Below are 18,433 nucleotides of genomic sequence, written 5' to 3'. Positions count from 1 at the left end.
GCCTCCATAAATAGAAATAGTAATCTATCGAAACTATATTACCATAATTTTCAGCCTCTCATTACTATTGTTCTGCTTATCCTTGTTTCACCAGGTTTTCTGCGGTGCGGAAAGCCAATGCAAGAATCGTTAACACCGGGTTAACGCCGCCATTGGTCACATGCACAGAGCCGTCGCTCACCCAAAGATTGTCGTATCCATGAACACGGCCCAAGGGATCAGTGACCGATGTTAAAGGGTCGTTCCCCATACGCAGCGTACCCGCCTGATGCTGACCGGCACTTAGCCCGCTGCCCGGCCGGGTTCGCCACACCTCACGCGCTCCAGCCGCCCATAGCCACTTCTCCGCTTGCTCTCCCAACATTTCCGCAGCACGAAGAGACTCGGGATGAACGCTTCCATATAGGCTAGCTACGGGTATGCCAAAACGATCTTTGACCGACTTCGATAGACGCACTCTGGACTCCGGATTCGGAATCTCTTGGATCGGCCCTTGAATTTGGCTCGTTCGCAAGTAGCTCTCGCTCATCGTTTCCTTGCCTTTGCTCCCCCACCGCGCCGCATCCGGTCCAAGTGCCCGATACCAATGGATAAGCGGCAACCGGGTGAAATCGTTAGCAAGCAGCCCGCCGCCGATAATTCCGCTTTCGTTACTATGGTCAAAGCGGAAGGTCGCAATACTTACACCTGGGCCTAGACCATCTTGAACCCGCTCGTCAAAGAGGCCGTAAGCGCCAGCATAGACGTGGCCTTGCAGATTTCTTCCCACTTGCCCATTCCGATTGCCTATGCCATTCGGTTCCGAATCATTTGCGGAATTGAGAAGAAGCCGTGCGCTTTCGATAGCTCCTGCAGCAACTACAATATGGCCTGCCCGAACTTGCCGTCGCTGCACGGAGCCCTCCGATTGCTGTACTAGATGAACTCCGGTCGCATGCTTGCCGCCTTCGGTATCAATGCGCTCCACCAACGTATCGCAGATCAGATCGCAGTTACCGGTGGCCATGGCTCTTACTAACATCGTATTGTGCCCGCCGTTCTTGCTGTTGGTCGGACAGGCAAATCCGATGCACTGGCCGCACCTCACGCAGGCCGGCCGGCCATCCCGCTGAACAGAGTTAATAAGAAGCGGCACCGGCCCTGTTTCCCAGCCAAGCTTCTCTGCCCCGCGAGCCAAATGTTCAGCCTCCAAAGTAGGCGACAACGCCGGCATTGGATAAGCATGTTGCCGCTTTCCCCGTCCAGAATGGGCATTCCCATCACCGGAGACACCAACCTCCCACTCAGCCCGATTGTAGTAGGGTTCGAGATCTTCATATTGAATCGGCCAGTCACTTAACGAACTGCCTTCTGGTACCCCATAGCGACTCGCCATGCGGAAATCATTCGGGTGAAAACGCCATGCCTGAGCCCCGTAGATCCGCGTTCCTCCGCCTACCGTCATTGCATTATTATGGTAATCCCCTTCGAACGGCATCGTAATTCGCTTGTCCCCGCCTGCCATTATTATGGTGCGAGGGTTACCATCCAGCTCAGGTCCCGTGTTATGCCCATATTTGCTTAACCGATGATTGCGCAAGTGATCTGTGCCGACTTGACCGTACCGGAGCCAACTGCCGCGCTCCACGACGAGAACCTGAAGCCCTGCTTCGGCCAATACCGCCGCCGCAACCGAACCGCCGGCTCCAGCACCGATAACGATAACGTCATAGCGGTCTTTCAGCTGATTGAACGGGGTTTGCGGCAAATCGCCTTCCGGGACCACACTATTCTTTCCGGACGCGGGGCCAGGACGATAGCCGATCATATCCCATGACTTGCCTCCGATATTCCCGCCTGATTCCGGACTTCCATAGTACCCTTCGACAACTAGGCTCAACAGCGTGTCAAAGAAACGTTTAGACGAAACAGGCCAGTACTGAAAGAAATCACGCTCTGCATCATGCAGCAATTGATCTTGCTTATGAGCCGACAGTTCCGAGAAGGGTTGGTTATGAAGTTTGCCTGCTTCTGCATTTAATGCGCCAAGTCCGGGTTCTATCACATCCGTCCAGGTAGCAGCATCTTGAACGGCGTAGCGCTCCAAATAAGTCAGGACTCCCCCCTCGGACGCCGATGGCCACTCATCCTTCGGTATCATTCGATCAGTAACCGCTTTCAAAATTTGAGTTTCATCATGTTGACTCATTCTCCCGATCGCCCCTCCCAATATAGCTTCATATCCATATTAACCTTTTCAACGGCTTGTTCAAGTCCTATCTATTCCTTGCGCGCTCGTTCGATCAGCAATAATGAATTCAACACAAAAATACACCGCCGCATGAGCGATGTATTCATACCCTGCTTATTCGATCATCCGCTAAGGGCAAGCGTTTATTGGTTTACCGCAAAGAGCGAATGAATATTGCCATCCGGATCTATTCAACGTAATGATCCTCTTCAACAACGATATGGAATCCAAGCACTTCATGATAAAACCTCGCCAAGCGTGAAACATCGTCCGACAATACGGTAATACCTTCTAATTGCACTCTCATCATGGAATCTCTCCCTTATCCCGGCTTAACCGCCATTACTCTTAATCGTTTATAATCCGCGTACCATGAACCGTTATGAAACAATTCGTTTCGCGCTTTATCAGCTATTTTCGCACAAACGGCATGCCTCTCAGCTTCAGAGAGTGCTGTGAAGAAGTTGTCGGCGAAGCCCCTAAGCCAATGATGCAAGCCTTGCTCATTGTCCTCGATCTTTGTCGGTCGATCAAAGTGAATCGCATAGGTGACGCGGAAGCCTTGCTGTTCCAACAAGATGCTGTATTCGGCGATGCTTGGAAAATACCAGGGATTCAGCTTGCTCGCATCAATGCCGAAGTCCTCTCTCAGCACCTCGCCAATGGCCTGAACGATCGTTTCCACATTTCCTTTCCCGCCAAACTCTGCAACAAACCTGCCGCCAGGTTTTAAACTATTCCATACACCGGCCAGTACCGCCCCCGGGTTCTTCATCCAATGCAGCGCCGCGTTGGAAAAAACGGCATCGAACGTAGAATCTATGGTAAACCGTTCTCCATCCCCGACAAAAAATTGGATTTGAGGATATTTGCGCTGCGCCTGCCCGATCATCGTCTCTGACAAATCCATCCCTGTAACCTGTGCGCCGGCTTGGCTTATTTCATTCGCCAAATCTCCGGTTCCGCAGCCCAAATCAAAGATATGTTCATCCTTGATCGGATTCAAAAGCCGAACAACGTCCTTCCCAAATTCAGATACAAATCCAAGCTTACGGTCATAGTGATCGGATTGCCAAACTTGATTGGAACTCATGGAATCATCTCCCAACTTTTATGTTAGGGATAGTATGGCATAGTCCTATTTATAAGTTAAATATATAAAATCTATATAAATTATAGTCCTAACCTATCATTCGGCTCTATAAAAAAACATCGCCCAAGGTAAGTAACCTTGAGCGATGTCTACAAATTTTATATACTGCAATACTTCTAGTTCTGCACGCCCACATAGTCAATATTCGCGCCGTCATCGCCGCTGTCACGCTGCAGCTTAATCGTAGCGCCCGCTGGTATCGGAACCGTCACCGTAACGGTGGAATACGTCGTATTCCAGCTGGACGTGGACGGGAACGTAACGTTGCCGCTATCTACCCCGTTGATGTACAGGCTCAGCCGTCCAGGATTGTTGGCGGTGCAGTAGCCAATCACGAGCTTGGAGCCCGCCTGAACATTAGCAACCGACACGGAGTCGCCAATATTGGAGTAATGATCCGTCGCTTGGCCTCCCGAGGCGCTCGTATCGTTATAGATGCCTACCGCTCCTGTTCTGACTCCAATCTCTGCTTCGTATTTCACGACGCTACCACCGCCTCCGCTGCCCCCCACAATCACGATCGAGGACATTTTATCGTTGGCGTTTGGATTCGTACTGCTTGGGAAGTCGGTGTCCGCCGTGAACGACCACTGCGTACCCGTAAAGTTATCATTATCATAGATGGTCACCGTATAGCCCAGCGGAACCTTAACGGAGGATACCCAGTTATTCGGAATGCCCGCCGCGGTAAGCTGCGCGGTCGTGTAGCTGCCTGTCGCAAGCGTTTTGGCGGCGCCTCCGTAATTCGAATCCTCGAAGAAGGTCGTGATGGTCGCTCTGCCGCCATTAGCGTCCAGACCCAGCTTGGAGTTAGTGCCGCTCAGCGACTTTACGCCTTGATTGGCCGTTCCCGTCAGCTGCGTATGTTCGAAGTTGGCAAAAGGTTTGGCCGTGCGCTCCACGACATATACAGCCCCAGCCGACGTATTGAACGTAAACTCGCTACTCGAAGATGTCGTAATAACGACGTTGTCGGACATTCTTCTGACCTGCACGGCTTGCGTTCCCCATGGATTCACGACGGTAGCCGGCTTGCCGTTCAGGCTCTTGATTCCGACGTATTTGATCTCGTTAGCCGCTTTCTCGGAGCTGACCAGAAAACCTCCGCTGGCGAGCAGCGTAAATTTGCTGACGAAATTCGTTTCGGTCGGCAGCGCTGGGAACACCCGAATTTTATCGTTATAGCTCTGGAGAAGCGATTCGTTCATTGCCGACAAATGGACGCCCATATACTCGAATTCGCCGTTGGAATTGGTCGTTCTTCCGTTCGGGTAGTGCTGATAGCGCTGCAGCATCATCCGCATGCCGAGATACGCTTCATCGCCGAGACCAAGCCGGGCGGCCTGAATCGGAGCCGGATCCCATACGTTGTTCGAGTTATACGGATAAGGCCGTGTGTTGTAGTTGTTAACCAGCTTCTGATAATCCGGATAGCCGATGCCGCTAACGCTGTAAGGCCATGCCAGCTCCAAAACGACGTTCTCGTTGTTCCGATTCTGAGAAATCGGCGGCGTATGCGGCGCGTATTTGTTCGGATCGCTAGGGTCAATAGGATAAGCGACCAGATTGTTCAGCACGGTTTGCCATTCGGCGCGCAAATTTGCATCTACGCCAAGGCTGGCGCTGGCCTGTATAGCAACCGGGAACAAAGCGCGAATCGCGGCTAGATCGGTAATCGCGTTCCGCACGTCCCAATGCTGCTCGTGAGCGTTGGAGGAAGCCATATAATACTTGCCTGTCGCACTGTCGTAGGAAACAATGTCGGCATAAAATTTCGCCGCCTCGCGCATCAACGGATACGCAGTGCCGCTTAAGTAATTAGCGTCGTTCGTATACTTGTACTGCGCATACATGTTCAGAGCGGCTTCCGCCGCCGTCGACAGCGTATCCTGCGTATAATCGCTGTAGATCGTTCCCGCCGCGCTGGCGTTCCAGCCCATCGTCTCCGGCACCCAGATACCGTCGATTCCGTACCTGGTCATCGTATACGCCTTCAGCGTATTGTAATTCCGGCTGTATAAATTGTTAAAGACGTTAACCATATCGGCATGATTGGAAGCCAGGAAGGAATGGTAGATGTCACGCTGATTCCAATACCAATAGGCATTGCTCCACTTGCCGCTGTCGTTGTCGTTAACGGCGCTAAATACGCCGTTAATAAAGTGGAACGGATAGTTGCCGTAAGAGCCGGCCGCAATCATGTAGGTGCTCAAGTAGTAGAAGCTTTCCATATAATCGGCGTCACCGGATGCATTGGAATACTGCACGAACGATTTCGCCCAGAAGTTATGCCACCAGTTTTTGTAGCTGGCCAAGGTAGCGTTGTAGCCGGTATTTTTGACACCGGTAAGTTGGTTTTTGGCGGCGGTTACGGAGTTGTGGCCCGGCGCGTTCAGCCGGCTCGCGCTGGAGATCCAGATCGTGTAGCTTGAAGACGGGGTAATATTCAGCCTGACCTTGTTGCCTCCGACCGCCTGAGTGGTGAAGCTGGCTCCCTCGACGGTAGCCGCCAGCGTGTAGCCGAAGTTATTCGCATCCGTCTGTCCCCTGCTCAGTCCAACGACCGTCGGATCGACGAAAGTAGAGACCGTTCTCCAAGTGTTGATATCCGGCACGTCGCCGCCGTTGAAGTTGCTGACATCCCACAGGCTTAGATCCAGGGAGACGCTGGACAAGCCGGTACGGCTGTCCTCGACATGGATACCCATTACTTCGGAGTTCGGCGCACCCATGATCGTAATTTTGCGGTTGCTGTCATACTCGGTGGTGAGCACGCCGTCATACAGCGACAGCCGCTGCTTGTACGACGTATAGCCCGCATTGAGCCCCGGATTCGTATACAGATTGACCAACCCTTGCGAAGCGAAGCCTTCTTGGGAAGCGTCCACGCCCGACACCTGCATCGTGATGCCGCCCAGCGTGTCCCACACCATGCCTCCGACCCGCCCGTTGCCGACGGTCAAAGCGCCTTTTGGGTCTGACACCGGCGATTGGTACACGATGTCATGCTTGGACAAATAAGAAGCATAATCCACGTCCAGCACGCCGGTCGACGTATTGAACGCCTGAGACATGGCGTGATCCGCCGCCGAAGCTACACTCCCTGTTCCCGGTACTGCGGGCAACCACGCAAGACTGCCGACTACCAGCAGAATGGCAAGCTTTCTCGAGCCTTTCTTCCGAACCATCTTCATTGGCCGATAACCTCCGTTTAATATCATATTGGCATAACGGACCTCAAGTAAAACGCTTACATTTCAAAACGATTTAAACCTCCTACATCAACCTCTCTCCTTCCTTTGCTTCGTTTTTTAGTTCATGCGTGTCTGAGCATCCTCTCGTCTAATTGCAGGTTCATGGAGTTATACCTTAATCATAATTTTCAGCGCGTTTAACACAATGGAATAATTTCCACAAATAGTCGAAAAAAACACGCAGCAGGAGTTTTTTTCCCGCTGCGCTAGCTCCTGCTATTCATATTTTGGCATCTTCACGAGGTCTCCTTCATTCGAACTCTACCTTTGTTTGAATGGATATCGTCCAATCAAATAGCATGTTATAAACGAATTTGCACCTTTGATTGGAAAACATACAGCCTAATTCGCCCAATTTGCTCATTTTCACCAAAAGTGCCTCGTTTGCCTGTACGAAATCCATTCAAACCGCTTATTTGATGCCATTTGGCCCATTAGCCTGTATAGAATCCATTCTGAATGCTTTTCGGGAGGAAATTCAATCCCCTGCCAGAAAAACATCGCCGAATGCGTTAATATCTTTGGCCGTTCCTATTCCGCTATTGTATTCCAGCCATCCCCTGCGCCCGGCACCGTCATTGTCGTTGACAAGCAATGATAATTTCATTTTCAATCCTGGCTTTATCATTGCGATGTCTTGGGTTAACTCACTCATGGGGATGGCCATTTCATAGATCGTATGTTGATTATTGCGGACGATGGCATAATCAAGCTTTATTGAATCGTCAGCTCTAAAACCCCTCGGAGCTATCCAACGCCATTTGGACAGCTGTCCCTTGCCGGTCATCGCGATGCCTAATTCGTGATACTCGAGAGGAAGGCTGCCGTCATCATTCGCTAAACCTATCGCCAATTGAAGGCTGTCACCACTCCAGATGCCGAGCCCCTCCGCTTCTTGGGTATGTGTATCGTCAGTAACGTCAAGCGCTAGGTACACATGGTCGACGTCCCAAGTCATATAACCGATCGCGCTTAAATCTTCAATCCCTTTCCAATCGGCGATCATTATCTTATTAACATCGAATGGCGTCTGACCTTTCCACTCCTCCAGATTTCCATCGATATGGATCGGCTTTTCGGACTTCTGAAGGACAAGCGCATTAAATAGATCTTCCTTCTTCTGCAGCAAAGCGCCCGCTTGGTTGTATGCATGAATGACCCGCTTCCCTCTTGCCAGCTCCGGGATATGGAAGGATACACGATCCCCCGGCTCTACCTGGTCCACGTTCGTCGTGAATTTCCCCTGAGACGATTGCTCCGTTTCGTAATCGACCTGAATAGTCCCGCTGAACTTGTTTTTGGATCGGTTGGTAATTTGCATTCGGGTTTTTATTTTATGGTCCGTGGCATCAAAATACGTTTCAAAGCTCTCTTCCAAAGGATCAACGACATTGACATTGATCGCAAAGCTTTGAACAGCTTCCCTGTTTTGATCCAGAGTGATGAAGATCGAACGATTGCCGCGATTCAAACCTGCAGGGATGCGCACCTGAAGAGACTCGTCGCTATCGGCATTATCCAGTGACCATCCCTCCGGCAGGGCAACGCTGATCTGCCTTTCTGCCGAATGGCCGATACTCAAATCAGGCAACTTAATGTCGAATGAATCCCCCGACACGGCCTCGATCCCCGTGCTCGCCGGAAGCCATCGGCTCTCGGAATTACGCATGACATTCCACAGGAAATGCAAGGTCGTCTCGATAACCTCGTCTATATACTTTTCGTTCTTATAGTCATGTCCCACACCCTCCATGGTGAACAGATCATGATATATTCCTTGTCTCTCCAACGTATCCTTCAAGTCTACACTTTGTTGGTAGGGTATCAATTGATCAATCGTTCCATGGATCATCAAAATCGGAGGCAATTGTTCATCCACGCTATTCTCTAACTTACCACCGTATATATCCACAATAGCAAATATGGAATGAACAATTGACGGATCTCGTTTCAAGTATTCATTGACAACATTCATCGATAAATAACCTCCGGCGGAATCCCCGCCTATAGCCAGTTGTTCTGCGTCCATTCTATAGGCTTCCGCGTTATGGCTAATCCAGCCGATCACATCGGATATATCCTCGTAAGCGTCCGACAAGGTGCGTTGAAAATGGACAAACGGGTCCTTTTTCAAGCGGTAATCCATGGACACCACGACGTACCCACGCTTGGCGAGCTCATTGGAAATGGTTGCCGCATCGGACTTGCTTCCTTCCTTATATCCTCCTCCATGAATAAAGATAAATACCGGTCTTCGGTTATTGTTATCGTTGGTCGGCTCATACACATCCAACTTCAACGGCTCTTCGGTTTCTGATTCATTCACCTTGCTCGCATAGACAATATCGTTGTGTACATTTACGTCGTAATTGGTAGCCAAATACCGCGCTTCGCTCTGCTCGCTGCTTAAGGCAGCTTTAATGGGCATTTCTTTGCTCCCCTGTCGGTTAATCAGCAGCCCCATAACTACAACAATTATGAAAATCGGAAGAACGTACACGAGTCCACGCCTCATAGGCAAACCTCCCAAAAATATCCTTTATTATTAATCATTTTATAATACCGATTTGCCCCCAAACATGGCTTTTCCTCGGGTTATTGTGTGTATTATTACTCATTCCTTGCCAACTGCTCTGGAGACAAAAAAAACATCGCCAGAGTGTATAGTCACATGGCGATGTTTTTATATTGCTATGCATCTTTCCGTTCCACTTCATTCACGATGGTTTCCGCGTCACCGAGATCATATTCTTCTCTTGCCTTCCTTACTGCGGAGTAGTGATTGGAAGACCATTCTACTAAATTTTTCATATATGGAATCAACGTCTCTCCAAGTGGGGTTAAGGTATACTCAACTATTGGCGGTACCGATGGCATCACTTTCCGGCTGACCAAGCCATCCCGCTCCAGCCGCCTCAACGTTTGCGTCAGCATTTTCTGCGAAATGCCTTCGATACGCCTCATTATCTCACCATATCTGATGGTACCGTTCTCCAAAGAGTAGATAACCAATGCGGTCCATTTATTCGAAATAACCTCCAACACATGGGTATAGCTGCAATCTTCCAATGAGATATCCCGCGGCTTCATATGCCTCGCCTCCTTACGCACCTTAAGGTTCGCAACCGACTTTAAAGTGCCGTCTAGCTACATCTTAGTGTGTGGATTATTGTATGTCTATACCTAAGATGAGGAGAGATGCTCAATGAAAACGTACGTCCTTCAAGGCGGCTTCGGACTCGATCACGTCGCCGAAGTCGATCGCCCCATCCCAACTCCAGGCCGAGGTGAAGTCCTCATTCGAATGAAAGCCGTATCGCTGAACGCGCGTGATATCGGAGTCATAGACGGCTTCTACAATCCCGAACTAAAAGAGCCTCTCATTCCGGTGTCCGATGGAGTAGGCGAAATCGTTGCCTTAGGGGAAAATGCCGGCAAGTTTCGGATAGGAGAACGAGTAAGCGCGATCTTTACTCAAAGCTGGAAGTCAGGCGAGGCTACGCAGGAGAATTGGATTACGACTTTAGGCAGCCCTCTCCAGGGGCTGCTCGCGGAATATGTCGTGTTGCCTGAAGAAGGGTTAGTTCGCGTCCCCCAACATTTGAGCGATGTCGAGGCCGCGACTCTGCCTTGCGCCGGGGTCACGGCCTGGCATGCGATCGTAGAAGAGGGTAAGGTCAAAGCAGGAGATACGGTTGTCGTCCAAGGCACCGGCGGCGTCTCCCTGTTCGCCCTTCAGTTCGCCAAGCTCCAAGGCGCCAAAGTTATCGTAACGTCTAGCAGCAATGAAAAGCTTGCACGCGCAAAAAGCTTAGGCGCCGATTACGGCATTAATTACAAGGAAACGGCGGAATGGGACAAAGCCGTACTGGAGTTTACGCAAGGAAAAGGTGCTGATCATATCGTCGATCTCGGAGGCGGGGCAACGCTTAATCGTTCTATCTCCGCATTAAAAGTAGGCGGCCAAATCAGTATCGTCGGCATTCTGTCTGGAGCCAGCGTCGAAGATTTAGCCATCGTTCCGGCCATTCTCCGAAGAGCCAAACTTCAAGCCATAAACGTAGGCAGCCGGGCCATGTTCGAGAACATGAACGTTGCGATCGAACACCATCGGCTTCACCCTGTCATCGACTCGGAGTATCCGTTCTCGCAGGCCGTTAAGGCCCTCACCCACCTTGCGGAGGGCTCGTATTTTGGCAAGATTGTCATTCGATATTAAATTCCAAGGTGATTTACTCCGAGCATAACAAATACACCGCCTAAGTTCTTGAGCTTCATGGCGGTGTATTCGTCATTTTATATCATTGCGTACAACCACATCATTGGCTTTGCTCAACTAAGCCTCTGCTCTGTCCTACTCTGGAGCCTTCACGGTTATGGGAACGACTTCGGATATTAATGAGATGACTATCTGGATCAAAAATGAGGAGACTGCGCTAACAAATGGGGGTGGGAGTTTGTTATATTAAGATACAGAGATTAGGAAAGGAGTGAATGCAGGGCTATGGTCGACTTTGAATGGTATCGGAGTTTTATTGCCATCTATAAGCATAATTCTTTATCGGAAGCAGCCAAAACGAGGATAATGACGCAGCCGGCCATGAGTCAGCACTTGTCAGCCCTGGAAGCCGAGGTTGGAGAGTCGCTGTTTGCAAGGACGTCAAGGAAATTAACCCCGACCGAAAGAGGCAAAGAGCTCTACTCACAGGTTGCTCCTCTTATCGAACATCTGGAGGAGACAACCATGAATTTGAAAGCAGCGTCTCTCCCTACTCTTAACGTCATTCGAATGGGCACCGCGCATGAATTTTTTAGCGAGAAAATCCTTCCGAACTTAAATAAGTACAGTATGCATACCATTCATTATTTTGGAACGGCGAGCCAACTCATAGAGATGCTTAAGGAAGAACAAACCGATCTCATCGTGACATCGAAGAAGTTTGTATCTCCAGGAATTGAGTATATCAAATTATATGACGAGGAGTTCGTGATCGTTGCCCCTGAACGTCTGGAAATTCCCGATACGGATCACCTTCCGTCCATCGAGAAATGGCTTTCTATGCAGAACTGGATCAGTTACGGGCTGGAATTGCCGATTATTAGACGTTTGTGGAGAGAACATTTCCGGAATCGCCCACTAATTAAACCGGTTCATGTCATCCCTAATCTACATATGATTCTCGAAGCGATTAAGAACGGATCAGGCATTAGCCTATTGCCTACCTACCTCTTGGGCCAAGGGAATGGCCGTTCGAAAATCATATTCGAGCACCTGAGAATCACCAATGAATTATTTATTGCCTATCAAACAAAGCACAAGCATCTGCCTGAGATCAACGAGATCATTAGGATCATTCGCGAAGAAAGATAGAGATCAGCGGATCATGTTACGTTTGATCTTTATTTTTGGAATATCTATAAATTTATTTATGGATTAACTGTTAYTTCATGATTTGTTTTATAGATAGATTGGACTTAAACTGGCCATATAACAAATTACTTGGTACAGGAGCTGATCGTAATGGCAAAGAAAGTGTTGATCGTTGTCACTAATCACGACGAGATTTATGAAGGCAGACGGACAGGCATATGGTTGACGGAATTCGCGGAGGCCTATCTGGAGTTTGTCGAGAAAGGATACGATGTGACGGTGGCAAGCCCTCTCGGGGGCAGAGGACCCATCGACCCCGGAAGCGTAGATTCGGCCACCCCGCAGCGCCTATTGGATACTCAGAAGCATTTGGAGAATACCTTGAAATTGGATGAAGTCGGTGCGGATGGGTTTGACGCGATTTTCTTGCCGGGCGGCCATGGAACGATGTATGATCTTCCGAATAATAGCAAGCTTCAGGAATTGCTGCGGGAATTCTATGAGGCCGGCAAGATCGTTGCCGCGGTATGCCATGGGCCCGCGGGGCTCGTAGGCGCTAAATTATCAAACGGGAATCCTTTAGTTGCAGGCAAACGGATCAGCGCTTTTACGGACAGGGAAGAAGCAGCGACAACGCTGGATCAACATCTCCCGTTCTTATTGGAAAGCAAAATTCGCGATCTGGGCGCCATCTATGTGGCAGCTCCGAATTGGTCGGTTCATTATGAGGTGGACGGCAACTTGATTACCGGCCAGAATCCTCAGTCTACGTTGGCTGTAACCCAAGCCGTTATTGCACAATTAGGATAAACCCCTGGAAGGCCGGTAGTACTTTACTCCGTATCATCTATAGAGCGAAAAAAGAAGGGCACCCCGCCAGGCCCTTCTTTGAACGGTTGCCCGCTACTTTAATTCAAAAGCCATCAAGTCGCGACCGACCGAGATCGGACCGGCGTAAATCTCGGCCATCCCCTCTATATACGCTTGCTCCGCCGCCGGATTTGCCTCCGGTGCGGGAATGTGATGCGTGAGCACGAGATGCTTGACGCCTGCCCGTTGCGCGATGTCCGCCGCTTCCAGCGTCGTCGTATGATACTTCGCGGGATTCGACAGCGCCTTCTCGTGCTTCGGATATTGCGCGATCAAGGCGTCAAGCCACGACTTGTTGTACGCTTCGTGAACGAGCAGATCCGCCCCGGCCGCTTGTTTTACCATGTTGGCCACCGGAATCGTATCGCCCGAGATAACGACCGTCTTGCCGTTATACTCGAACTTGTAAGCGATAGCCGGATAGACAGGACGATGGTCCACTTCGAAGGCGGTAATCCGGATGCCGCCCTTGTCGTAGATAACGCCCTCGTTGCATTCCGTATACTCGATTCGCGAGCCCGCTTCGTCCGACAGGTTATAGCTGATTCGGAGCTTGACGTCGAACTCGAAGGAATCCCGCATTTTGCCGATGATCGCCTTCGTCGTCTCGGGTCCGTACACTTGCATCGGCACCGAACGGCCTTCGAAGACACGTTCTGCGGTAATATGCGTGCGCCAGCTCGTGATGAACACGTCGAAGAATCCGCCGTTATGATCGTAATGGTGATGGGTGAACAGGACATCGGATATCCGCTGAGGCATGATGCCCGCTTTGATCAGTTGGTCCACCGTAGCGCCCCCGCAATCGACGAGGAACGCCTTGTCTCCCGCAAGCACCACGGCTCCGGGCTTCGCTCGCCCATAGAAGGCGCGGGGAGAACCCGTTCCGAGCAGAACGACTGTCAAGTCTGGGTGGTAGTCTGGCCGCAAATTCATTTGTGGCTGGATATACATCGCTGTCATCCCTCTCGTCTTCGGTTTATTTGCCTTCCTGCGTCTCCTTCAGCAGCGACAGATCGTACAGACCTCCCAGATCCAAGCCGTCGGCTCCGACTCCCTTGATGTAGCCGGCATCGACCGCTACCTGAGCCATTATCTTCAAAGCTTCTTGGTCGATGTTCGTCGTCAGGCTTAGATGCGACAGTGTGGCCTTGATCAATTCAACGTCCAAGCCCTTGCCCGTCAGTTCTTTCAACTCGTCGCTGACTAGAGAATACGTGTCGTCCGGACTATCCTTCATGAACTTAATTGCGTCCTCGTTGGCGAGAAGAACGGATTTGGCCAAATTCCGATGATTCTTCAGGAAGTCCGCGCTAGATACGATGATCGTGAGTGGATAATTTCCCTTGTTCGGCGGAATCTGATCCCACTCGACGGCGATATCGCCGATGCCTTCGTTCGCGATCTGCGTACCCCATGGCTCCGGCAATAGCGCCGCGTCTACCTGGCCTTGCTTCATGGCCGTCATTGTATCCGCCGGAGCCATCGCGATGAGCTGTGCCCCGCTCTTGTCCGTCGTCACCTTCAATCCCTGCTCCTGAAGCAGCAGACGGAGAGAGATCTCATTCGTGCTCCCCTTGGTCGGGACGGCGACCAGCTTGCCCGCCAAGTCCTTGACGCTCGTCACGCCGGAGCCCTTCCTCGCCACTAGCACGGCGCCGCCGTTATTAGCCCCGGACAGTATCTTGATGTTCTTGCTCTTTGTGTATTGGTTGATTACTGGGCTTGGTCCGACATAGCCGATGTCGATTTGGCCTGTCGCCATCGCGGTCGAGAAGTCGGAGCCGTTGTTGAAGCCCTGTACTTCGATCTTCACATTAGCGCCAAGACGGTCTTGCAGATAGCCCTTCTTGATCGCAACGAAAGCCGGAGCATGTGTCACATTCTTGAGCAAGCCGATCTTCACCGTAATTGGATTGGCCGAATTGGAGCTCCCGTTACTCCCCGAACCAGAGGAGCCGCAGCCCGACAGCAGAGTCAGAATAAAGACGATTACAAGACTCGAATAAGCCGCTTTTTTGAACATGGATCATTCCCCTTTTCCTAGTTAAGCTTACGTTTTGGCAGCATTCAGACCGTACTGGGTCCAAATCCGGTCTTCTATGCGCTTGAAGACGAGGTGGTCGGAGATCGTACCGAGAATCGCAATCACGAGCACGATGCAGAGCATGAGTGAGGTGTCGCCGAGGCTTCTCCCCTCCTCCAACAGCTGCCCCAGCCCAATGCCGCGAGCAATGAGTTCGCCGGAAACGAGCGCCCGCCAGGCGAACGCCCAGGCCATGCGCATGCCCGTAATGAGCTGAGGGATGGCGGCGGGGATCATCACTTGGTAGAAGAGCCGGAACCCGCGGCCTGTTCCGAACATCTGCGCAGACTTCAGATAGATCGGAGGAATGTTCTTGATCCCGCTCCGGCTCGCAATCGTCATCGTCCACGTCGCCCCGATCGTCGTAATGAACACGACGGCGAAGTCGTTCAGCCCGAACCAGATAATAGCGAAAGGTAACCAAGCGATGCTCGGCACCGTCTGCAGAGCGACGACGACAAAGCCGAACGTCTCGTCCAGCAGTCGGCTCTGAGCGAACAGGACGCCGAGAGTCATGCCGATGACGCACGAGAGGACGAACGCGATGAGGATTCGCCTCAAGCTGCTAAGCGTCGCTTCAAGTAGTTGCCCGTCTGCGATCCCATCATAGAACGTCTGCATCGTCTGCAGCGCCGATGGGAAGCGCCAGCCCCAATGCATCGTCCTATATGCCGTCTCCCAGATTACTAGCAGTAGAATGAGAAAGAGGGCTTTTCTCCAGAGTGTAGTCATTGCCGTATTCCTCCTTCGCCACCTTCTCCAGTTCAGCGGCCAACGTATCCATGATCTGTTTCTCGATATGGTGCAGAACGGAATCGCCTGCCTCTCGCGGCCGTATCGCCTGTACGCGGTACTCCTTCTTGATCCGTCCCGGCCGGGTGGACATGACGAGCACCCTTTCCGACAGCGTAACCGCCTCCCGGATGTTGTGCGTGATGAACAGAATGGTCTTCCGCGTATTCAGCCATATCTGCTCCAATTCCTTGTGCAGCAGCAGCCTCGTCTGTTCGTCCAGCGCAGCGAACGGCTCATCCATGAGCAGAATCTCCGGGTCCATGACGAGCGCCCGCGCTATCGCCACCCGCTGCTTCATCCCGCCCGACAGCTCATGGGGATAGCGGTCCGCGAACTTGCCCAGATGGACCGTCCGGATCTGCTCCATGGCCCGCTCGCGGCGCTCCTTCTTTTTGATCCCCTTTTGCTTGAGACCGAATGCGACGTTCTCCAACACGGTGAGCCAAGGATACAGTGCATGGTCCTGGAACACGACGATCCGGTCAGGTCCCGGGGCCGTGACTTCCTTCCCGTTTGCTTCAACCCGGCCGTGATCCGCCCGCTCCAGCCCCGCTACCAAATTAAGCAGCGTGGACTTGCCGCAGCCGGAAGGACCGAGGATGGAGACGAACTCTCCCTTTCCTATCTCGAAGTCGATATCATCCAACGCGACGTAGCTTGCTCCGCCCCGTTGCGCGAACGTCTTGCCCACTCCTTTTACCCGGATCATGCTCCGCCCCCCATAGCTTTCCATATCGTTATAAGTGCTGTTGGAACTCGTCGGTATCGAGAATGAYGACCATCTTCTTCTCATAGTGAATGATGCCTTCGTCCCGCCATCGACCCAATGTCTCCGTAACCGTCTGCCTGCTGCAGCCGATAACATAGGAGATTTCCTCATGGCTAAGCGGAAGCGTGACGACCGTCTCCTTCCCCGTACGAACACCGAGCTGCATTAATAGCTGAGCCAGCCTCCAGGCAACCGGCCGCGAGATGAGCGTCTCCACGTACCGCTGCGTCTGCAGCAGACGGCGGGCGTTGGCCACCGTTAGCGCGTAGAGGGCATCCGGATGTATCTTCAACAAGCCGGTGAAGTGAGAGGCCGGAATCGAGAGAATGCAGCTGTCCGTGATGYATCGCGCATAGCGTTGCCTCTTCTGCCCCGTCAGCACCTCGGCTGCGCCGAACACCTCGCCCTTGTGCCGCAGGAACAAGGTGATGCTCTGGCCCTCTTGCGCAAACTGCGAGATCTTCACCAGTCCTTCCCGGACGAAATAGATCTCCTGACTTTCCTCCTCACTACTGAAGATAAAGGAGTTCTTCTTCATGTCGCGAGAAGTRCCGAAATTCTCAAAGAGTTTCGCTAACGCGAGTTGCTCGGCTTCGGCGTTATCCGTTACGATTCCTTCCGAATAGAAGGACTTGCCCTCTTGGCCCATCGTTGTTGCGCCCCTCTCTGGCTATTTGGTTAATTCAAAGTTTACTTATCGGTATTTACGATTATAGTTCATAGTTTAATACAAAACAGTCGGCTAGCCGACAAAATATTAGCCGTATCATTGGTTTATTTGTTGGAGACGGTAGTGAGGGCAAAAAAAAGATTGTCCCGAAGGCCGGCAAGGCCTTAGAGACAACCAATATTAGGTCCAATAGAATAACCGGACGCCCAAGAGGGCCACCACCAGAACCGATTTCTTCACTCATGGTGGCTCAACCACAACCCCAACCGGCCGGCTGGAAAGATTCCGATAGAAATAGACATACTATTCGAATTTCTAAATATAGTCACTTCTGCTAAATAGTGATATATTCATCGCGAGAGCTCTCTGCAAAGGTACATCCCCTTTTCGGCCGGAACGGGGAAGACGAACCTTATTAGGAGGAACGAATAATGAAGAAAATATTATCGCTTGTCATGGTCATCGGTTTGCTGCTCGGGATCGCTTCCCAAGCGAGCGCGGCCGACGGGGTTTATGTGTTTAACCCGTATCCGAATAGCATCGGCGCGGTTCCGAATTATATCGGCATTACGAAGCCGACCGGGGCTTACAAGTACGAGCTCCACATTCAGGAAACGAATAACGGATCATTATCCTACTATTCGGGCATGCTCAACGTGCCGTCCAGCGGATACGACATTCGTCATACGCTATCGAACAGTACGAAGATCGTGCTGGCAAACGGAACTTTCAATATTCTCGCATCGGTTTATAACAGTTCAGGCACTCTCATCGGCAGGGATGTAATCAAAGTTACTTTCCAATAATCTCGTAAGGGATATATTTCCCCCGTCGAGTCAATTCCTGCGGCAGAACAGCTATACTCGGGACAAAAAGGGCTGGAGCGCGGTCGGGGGAAAGATTGTAACGGACATAGCTGCACCTAAAAGCGTTTTTTTCGTCATCCGCCATTCTAACGGACATACGTGATGCTTAGCGCGCCCAAAGTAGCGGAATACCGTTCATCTGGTGTTTTAAGAGTCGCTGGTGTCCGTTAGGTGCCCGGATTTGCGTTTTTTGCCCGATAAGCGTCTCTGGTGTCCGTTAGTTTTTTTCGCGCGAGATAGCCAGTAAGTATTTTCAGGAATTGAGCGTTGACTCCCCTGTTGATTTTGACGCCCCAAGCACAACGCAAAAAAGTACACCGCCGTGTGAGCGATGTACTCCGAGTCACATATTAGTATGCATGCTGATTA

General features: G+C 51.3%; 15 protein-coding genes and 1 pseudogene. 5 read left to right on the top strand and 11 right to left on the bottom strand.

The genetic code is table 11. From position 1 onward, the window contains the following. Nucleotides 1-76: 76 nt before the first annotated feature. From AB4Z33_RS01670 to AB4Z33_RS01645, 6 genes are all read right to left on the bottom strand, one after another. Entirely contained in the window at nt 77-2,188 is a 2,112-nt protein-coding gene (locus AB4Z33_RS01670) for a GMC family oxidoreductase (protein ID WP_442048216.1), read from the bottom strand. A 229-nt stretch (nt 2,189-2,417) separates the two neighbouring features. After that, entirely contained in the window at nt 2,418-2,540 is a 123-nt protein-coding gene (locus AB4Z33_RS01665; RefSeq protein WP_442048215.1) for a VOC family protein, read from the bottom strand. A 12-nt stretch (nt 2,541-2,552) separates the two neighbouring features. After that, entirely contained in the window at nt 2,553-3,323 is a 771-nt protein-coding gene (locus tag AB4Z33_RS01660; protein WP_442048214.1) for a class I SAM-dependent methyltransferase, read from the bottom strand. Nucleotides 3,324-3,499: 176 nt separating this feature from the next. Next, entirely contained in the window at nt 3,500-6,577 is a 3,078-nt protein-coding gene (locus tag AB4Z33_RS01655) for a glycosyl hydrolase family 95 catalytic domain-containing protein (RefSeq protein ID WP_442048213.1), read from the bottom strand. A gap of 538 nt (nt 6,578-7,115) precedes the next feature. Further along, nucleotides 7,116-9,152, bottom strand: coding sequence for a prolyl oligopeptidase family serine peptidase (locus tag AB4Z33_RS01650; protein ID WP_442048212.1), 2,037 nt, complete (start codon nt 9,150-9,152; stop codon nt 7,116-7,118). A gap of 176 nt (nt 9,153-9,328) precedes the next feature. Then, nucleotides 9,329-9,727, bottom strand: coding sequence for a winged helix-turn-helix transcriptional regulator (locus AB4Z33_RS01645; RefSeq protein WP_442048211.1), 399 nt, complete (start codon nt 9,725-9,727; stop codon nt 9,329-9,331). Nucleotides 9,728-9,842: 115 nt separating this feature from the next. On the opposite strand from AB4Z33_RS01645, the gene AB4Z33_RS01640 reads away from it, so the two are divergent. From AB4Z33_RS01640 to AB4Z33_RS01625, 4 genes and pseudogenes are all read left to right on the top strand, one after another. After that, nucleotides 9,843-10,856: a zinc-dependent alcohol dehydrogenase family protein gene (locus tag AB4Z33_RS01640; protein ID WP_442048210.1), complete on the top strand. Its 1,014-nt coding sequence runs from the start codon at nt 9,843-9,845 to the stop codon at nt 10,854-10,856. Between the two features lie 285 nt (nt 10,857-11,141). Further along, nucleotides 11,142-11,318 (top strand): annotated as a pseudogene (locus AB4Z33_RS01635) (LysR family transcriptional regulator); the annotation flags it as partial. Between the two features lie 63 nt (nt 11,319-11,381). Beyond that, nucleotides 11,382-12,008: a substrate-binding domain-containing protein gene (locus AB4Z33_RS01630; protein ID WP_442048249.1), complete on the top strand. Its 627-nt coding sequence runs from the start codon at nt 11,382-11,384 to the stop codon at nt 12,006-12,008. A 150-nt stretch (nt 12,009-12,158) separates the two neighbouring features. Next, on the top strand, nt 12,159-12,818 hold the full coding sequence (locus AB4Z33_RS01625; protein WP_442048209.1) for a type 1 glutamine amidotransferase domain-containing protein: 660 nt from the start codon (nt 12,159-12,161) through the stop codon (nt 12,816-12,818). A 93-nt stretch (nt 12,819-12,911) separates the two neighbouring features. Here AB4Z33_RS01625 and AB4Z33_RS01620 read toward each other — a convergent pair whose 3' ends face one another. Genes AB4Z33_RS01620 through AB4Z33_RS01600 form a run of 5 tightly spaced genes read right to left on the bottom strand, consistent with a single transcriptional unit; the run spans nt 12,912 to nt 17,066 of the window. Continuing rightward, nucleotides 12,912-13,814, bottom strand: coding sequence for an MBL fold metallo-hydrolase (locus tag AB4Z33_RS01620; protein ID WP_442048208.1), 903 nt, complete (start codon nt 13,812-13,814; stop codon nt 12,912-12,914). 43 nt (nt 13,815-13,857) lie between these two features. After that, a complete protein-coding gene (locus AB4Z33_RS01615; protein ID WP_442048207.1) occupies nt 13,858-14,904 on the bottom strand; it encodes an ABC transporter substrate-binding protein in 1,047 nt (348 codons plus the stop codon). Between the two features lie 27 nt (nt 14,905-14,931). Continuing rightward, on the bottom strand, nt 14,932-15,696 hold the full coding sequence (locus AB4Z33_RS01610; RefSeq protein ID WP_442048206.1) for an ABC transporter permease: 765 nt from the start codon (nt 15,694-15,696) through the stop codon (nt 14,932-14,934). Then, on the bottom strand, nt 15,629-16,468 hold the full coding sequence (locus tag AB4Z33_RS01605) for an ABC transporter ATP-binding protein (RefSeq protein WP_442048205.1): 840 nt from the start codon (nt 16,466-16,468) through the stop codon (nt 15,629-15,631). Before AB4Z33_RS01605 ends, AB4Z33_RS01610 begins: the two co-directional genes overlap by 68 nt. A 28-nt stretch (nt 16,469-16,496) precedes the next feature. Continuing rightward, nucleotides 16,497-17,066, bottom strand: a complete 570-nt coding sequence (locus tag AB4Z33_RS01600) for a Crp/Fnr family transcriptional regulator (protein ID WP_442048248.1) — start codon at nt 17,064-17,066, stop codon at nt 16,497-16,499. 563 nt (nt 17,067-17,629) lie between these two features. Here AB4Z33_RS01600 and AB4Z33_RS01595 point away from each other — a divergent pair. After that, complete coding sequence (locus AB4Z33_RS01595; protein WP_442048204.1) at nt 17,630-18,004, top strand: hypothetical protein; 375 nt, start codon at nt 17,630-17,632, stop codon at nt 18,002-18,004. Nucleotides 18,005-18,433: the final 429 nt, after the last annotated feature.

This window comes from Paenibacillus sp. 2TAB19 (assembly GCF_052115185.1).
Lineage (GTDB): Bacteria > Bacillota > Bacilli > Paenibacillales > Paenibacillaceae > Pristimantibacillus.
The sequence above is the reverse complement of the archived record's forward strand: the minus strand, read 5'-3'. Positions and strand labels throughout refer to the sequence as shown.

Excerpts from the sequence above, each read along its gene's own strand:
- AB4Z33_RS01670 (WP_442048216.1), bottom strand. The coding sequence starts at position 2,188 with ATGAGTCAACATGATGAAACTCAAATTTTGAAAGCGGTTACTGATCGA.
- AB4Z33_RS01665 (WP_442048215.1), bottom strand. The coding sequence starts at position 2,540 with ATGATGAGAGTGCAATTAGAAGGTATTACCGTATTGTCGGACGATGTT.
- AB4Z33_RS01660 (WP_442048214.1), bottom strand. The coding sequence starts at position 3,323 with ATGAGTTCCAATCAAGTTTGGCAATCCGATCACTATGACCGTAAGCTT.
- AB4Z33_RS01655 (WP_442048213.1), bottom strand. The coding sequence starts at position 6,577 with ATGAAGATGGTTCGGAAGAAAGGCTCGAGAAAGCTTGCCATTCTGCTG.
- AB4Z33_RS01650 (WP_442048212.1), bottom strand. The coding sequence starts at position 9,152 with ATGAGGCGTGGACTCGTGTACGTTCTTCCGATTTTCATAATTGTTGTA.
- AB4Z33_RS01645 (WP_442048211.1), bottom strand. The coding sequence starts at position 9,727 with ATGAAGCCGCGGGATATCTCATTGGAAGATTGCAGCTATACCCATGTG.
- AB4Z33_RS01640 (WP_442048210.1), top strand. The coding sequence starts at position 9,843 with ATGAAAACGTACGTCCTTCAAGGCGGCTTCGGACTCGATCACGTCGCC.
- AB4Z33_RS01630 (WP_442048249.1), top strand. The coding sequence starts at position 11,382 with ATGAATTTGAAAGCAGCGTCTCTCCCTACTCTTAACGTCATTCGAATG.
- AB4Z33_RS01625 (WP_442048209.1), top strand. The coding sequence starts at position 12,159 with ATGGCAAAGAAAGTGTTGATCGTTGTCACTAATCACGACGAGATTTAT.
- AB4Z33_RS01620 (WP_442048208.1), bottom strand. The coding sequence starts at position 13,814 with ATGAATTTGCGGCCAGACTACCACCCAGACTTGACAGTCGTTCTGCTC.
- AB4Z33_RS01615 (WP_442048207.1), bottom strand. The coding sequence starts at position 14,904 with ATGTTCAAAAAAGCGGCTTATTCGAGTCTTGTAATCGTCTTTATTCTG.
- AB4Z33_RS01610 (WP_442048206.1), bottom strand. The coding sequence starts at position 15,696 with ATGACTACACTCTGGAGAAAAGCCCTCTTTCTCATTCTACTGCTAGTA.
- AB4Z33_RS01605 (WP_442048205.1), bottom strand. The coding sequence starts at position 16,468 with ATGATCCGGGTAAAAGGAGTGGGCAAGACGTTCGCGCAACGGGGCGGA.
- AB4Z33_RS01595 (WP_442048204.1), top strand. The coding sequence starts at position 17,630 with ATGAAGAAAATATTATCGCTTGTCATGGTCATCGGTTTGCTGCTCGGG.